The following is a 4,032-nucleotide window of genomic DNA, read 5'->3' on the forward strand; positions in this document are numbered from 1 at the left end:
CGCGGTGGATTCTAGGTTCAAGTCCTAGCCCCGCTACTAAACATAATGAAAGCCGAAGTAAACAACTTCGGCTTTTTGCATTTAAGGGGGTAACAATGGCTACGGTTTATGTTATCCGGAGTAAAGAAGGGCATACCTACACAGGCTGTACTGAGGACCTGGAGCACAGACTTTTCCAACACAACAATCACCTGGCAGGCTGGACCAAAAGAGGCACTGAATGGAAACTAATCTATTCCGAGGAATTCCAGACCTTAAGCGAAGCTAGAAAAAGAGAGAACTGGCTTAAGTCCGGAGTGGGAAAAGATTACCTGAAGAAAAAACTTTCTGCAGCATCGGGCTCATAATCCGCTTCGGCGGAACCTTGAACCTTAAACTTCCTCCCCCTCCCTTTCCAAAATTCTGTATATTTTATTAAATTAAAGTAATCACAGAAAGGATTTTTCTTATGGAAAGAGCTATCATGCGCCCCGACTCTACCGAGTATGCCCCTTACTATGAACAATACATTTCCGCCGTTCCCGACGGCGACTTAATTCATATTCTCGAACTGCAGCTCGAAACATCCTCCACACTTTTTAAGTCACTCTCAGATGCCCAGGCAATTACCACCTATCAGCCCGGGAAATGGACAATAAAACAGGTCCTCAGACATGTAATAGACGCCGAGCGCATTTTTACTTTCAGAGCACTCTGCATTGCACGCGGCGAACGCCAGGAACTGCCGGGATTTGACCAGGAAGAGTATGTACGCCAGAGCGACTGTAATGAATACCCATGGCACGACCTTGTGGAGGAATTCCAGCACGTAAGACACGCTACAATCAGCCTTTTCAGGTCTCTTCCTCCCGATGCGTGGTTCAGGCGCGGCGTGGCCAGCAAATTCGAGGTTACCGTAAGAGCCTTAGCCTATATCACAGCAGGTCATGAACGCCATCATACAGAGATCATAAGAACCCGGTATCTCTGATCTGCTGCCTGCTTTTTCATGCATTCGGCCCTGAAAAGTGCGGTATTGCCGTTCTGAATGGAATCATCTGAAAATGTCCCGCACTAAAATATTTCTAACCGGAGCTGAAGCCGGGATTTTTGTGGATTTTAAAACTGATTGATTTTATTTGAATAATTAATAAATTTATACTGTAATTTAATAACAAACTTTATCATCAAATGAATTTTCCTTTCCGTAAGATTGCCCTGGCCGTCACGTTTTCTCCAAATGCTCTGGCGCTGCTTAACGAGACTAAGAAACTGCAGGACCTCTTTAAGGCTGAGCTGGTTCTGATACACGTTGGCGATAAAAGCAGGGATAAAGAAGAAACTTTTAAAAACCTTATTTCAAGTTCTAAGCTGAATTCAGGATCGTATAAGGTTAGCTGGGTTAATGGCGAGCCCTCGGAGGCTATACTGAAAGTGTGCTCTCAGGAAAAAGTGGACCTCCTTGTTGCCGGAGCTCTGGAAAAAGAAAATCTGCTGAAATACTACGTCGGTTCGGTTGCCCGCAAAATTTTGCGCAATGCCGCCTTTTCTGTGCTCATTATGACAGCCCCCTCCAAAGAGCCTAAACAAATGACAAAGTTCTGCATCTCTGTGGACTATACTCCCGAGAGCGAAGTGGCTATTAAGAAGGCTTATGAATATGCAATGCTTGAAAACGCCAGGGAAATGGTCTTATTGCGTGAATTCCAGGTGCCGGGACTTGCAATGACAGTTCAGGATTCGGGCTCCACTTCGGAAATTGAAGACAAAATGAACCAGTGGCAGAAAGAGGAAGAAGACAAACTGGCTCTCTTTACAAAAGAAATGGATATTAAGGGAATTAAAGTTAAACCCGTATTCCTCTACGGCAGGCAGGGCTGGGAAGCTAACCGCTACATACATGAGATCGGGGGCGACATTCTGGTCGTACCGGGACCCAGAAAAAAACTGAATATGTTCGACAGAATTTTTCAGCACGATATGGAATTTATTTTGAAACAGCTCCCGGGCAAGTTCCTGGTTGTAAAACCATGATAAAGATAAAGCCGGTTTTAATCCGGCTTTTTCATTAATTATTATGCCCGAAAGCCTTAATGAATACTCTATTGCTTTACAAAATCATACGTCGTCATTTCCACAAAATCGGCAACCTTTAACGTCATCGATTTTACTTTGGACCCTTCAACTGTAAAAGGCAGAACCCTGATTCCAAAAACCGGATCGCTGTATGTGCAGAGGAAGCGGCTGCCCCCGAGGCTCTCCAGCTTTCCTTTCAGCGTCGGGTGATGCTCAAAAGTCATTACCAGCGTATTTCCCTCGCGCGCTATATTAAGGTATCCGTAAACTTCATTCATATACTTCCCTGTAAAGGCGTCAAGATCAGCTGCAGGCTTAAGATTCATGCTTACCGTATCTCTCAGAGCTTTTAGTTCCTCATCGTATGTCTGCTGCCTTTTCCCGTAAACGCCAAGATACAGCTTATCATAATTACGGTAAGGCATTCCCAGGAAGGCATCAATAATTTCCCACTTAAGTGAAGTATAAAACCCGTTATTGTCATTATTCGTAAGCACAACTATTCCCAGTTTATCGCCCGGAAGCAGAGTAACAGAAGTAACAAACCCGTCAACTCCCCCTGTGTGCGAAACTATCTCGTGCCCCTTGTAATCTTCAATACTCCAGCCCATTCCATAAAGCCCGAATGGATTTTTGTCGAAGGGATTTGAAGCCCTCCCAACTATTGACAGCGGCTGGCGTGTTTTTTTAATTGCAGAAAACGGAATCACCTGGCTTCCATCGTACCTCCCGCTGTCAAGCTGTGCAATAAGCCAGTGGCTCATATCTGAGGCTGAAGAAGAGATGCTCCCTGCAGGAGCCAGATGGTCAACGCTCGGGTAAGGAATTACCATAAGTTTTCCATCCACAAGTGTATGCGACTTTGCAATATTTTTTGCCTGCGGAATTTCTCCCAGAAGGGCAAGCGAACTATTCATTTTCAAAGGGCTGAATATTTTGTTCCTTATGAAGCTTGCCCAATCCCCTCCGCTGATTTTCCTGATGCATTCGCCTGCAATTACAAAGCCTGCATTTGTGTACCCCCAGCGCGTGCGGAAATCGTATTTCGGTGTCAGCATACCAAACTTCTCTATTACCTCCTGAGGCGTCAGATTGGCATCCCAGTACATAAAGTCGCCTTGGAAAGTCTCCATCCCTATTCTGTGCGAAACAATGTCCGACAGATTAAGGTGCCCGGCTACCCATGGGTCCTTCATCTTAAAATCCGGCAGGTATTTCTGAACCTTGTCACTAAGTGAACATTTGCCCTCATCTTCCAGCATTGCAAGTGCGGTTCCTGTAAACGCCTTGGTGTTTGATCCTATTAGAAAAAGGGTGTTCTCATCAACTTTATCGTTTTTGCCGGCCTCACGGACGCCGTAGCCTTTCATTACAACCACTTTGCCGTCTTTTACAACACACACCGAAACGCCCGGAATATCCCAGCTTTTAAGTGCGCGTTCAACATATGCGTCAAGACTGTCTGAAATGAAAGCAGGAAGTTTTTCCTGTGCAGTAACATTAACGAAAAGAATTAAAACTAATATTGGCATGAGCAGCTTGTTTCTCATTTGTCGCCCGAAAGATTGTTTTTGATTAAGGATAATCTAATAAATTTTTTGTTAACACTGAATTTAAAAGCTAATAAAATTGTGCGTTTGAAACTTTCTTCAGGAGTTTATATCATACCTAATAGAAATACTTTTAACACTTTTTATCGGTGCCTTTCAAAAATGGATTTTGGATGAATACCATAGAATGGACTCTCATAATTTCAGGCGGCGCTTTCTTAGCCGGGATGCTTGGCGCACTAACCGGACTTGGCGGGGGCGTTGTAATTGTTCCCATGCTTTCACTTTTGTTTGGAGTTGATATACGCTACGCAATCGGGGCGTCACTGGTCTCTGTAATTGCAACTTCCTCAGGAGCTGCCGCAGCATACGTAAAAGAGGGCTTTTCAAATATCCGTATCGGCATGTTCCTCGAAATAGCTACAAC

5 protein-coding genes are annotated in these 4,032 nt (G+C 44.5%); 4 read left to right on the top strand and 1 reads right to left on the bottom strand.

Going from position 1 to position 4,032, the window contains the following annotated elements:
* Positions 1–95: 95 nt before the first annotated feature.
* From HF312_21265 to HF312_21275, 3 genes are all read left to right on the top strand, one after another.
* Positions 96–347, top strand: coding sequence for a GIY-YIG nuclease family protein (locus HF312_21265; GenBank protein ID MCU7522746.1), 252 nt, complete (start codon positions 96–98; stop codon positions 345–347).
* Positions 348–448: 101 nt separating this feature from the next.
* On the top strand, positions 449–970 hold the full coding sequence (locus tag HF312_21270) for a DinB family protein (protein MCU7522747.1): 522 nt from the start codon (positions 449–451) through the stop codon (positions 968–970).
* A 200-nt stretch (positions 971–1,170) separates the two neighbouring features.
* The gene (locus HF312_21275; GenBank protein ID MCU7522748.1) at positions 1,171–2,013 is read left to right on the top strand and encodes a universal stress protein; all 843 of its coding nucleotides are present in this window, start codon (positions 1,171–1,173) and stop codon (positions 2,011–2,013) included.
* 68 nt (positions 2,014–2,081) lie between these two features.
* Here HF312_21275 and HF312_21280 read toward each other — a convergent pair whose 3' ends face one another.
* Positions 2,082–3,605, bottom strand: coding sequence for a serine hydrolase (locus tag HF312_21280; GenBank protein MCU7522749.1), 1,524 nt, complete (start codon positions 3,603–3,605; stop codon positions 2,082–2,084).
* Positions 3,606–3,778: 173 nt separating this feature from the next.
* Between HF312_21280 and HF312_21285 the strand changes: the two genes are divergently transcribed.
* On the top strand, positions 3,779–4,032 hold a 254-nt coding region (locus HF312_21285), incomplete at its 3' end, for a TSUP family transporter (GenBank protein ID MCU7522750.1).

This window comes from Ignavibacteria bacterium (assembly GCA_025612375.1).
In the GTDB taxonomy this organism is placed as follows: Bacteria; Bacteroidota; Ignavibacteria; order Ignavibacteriales; family SURF-24; genus JAAXKN01.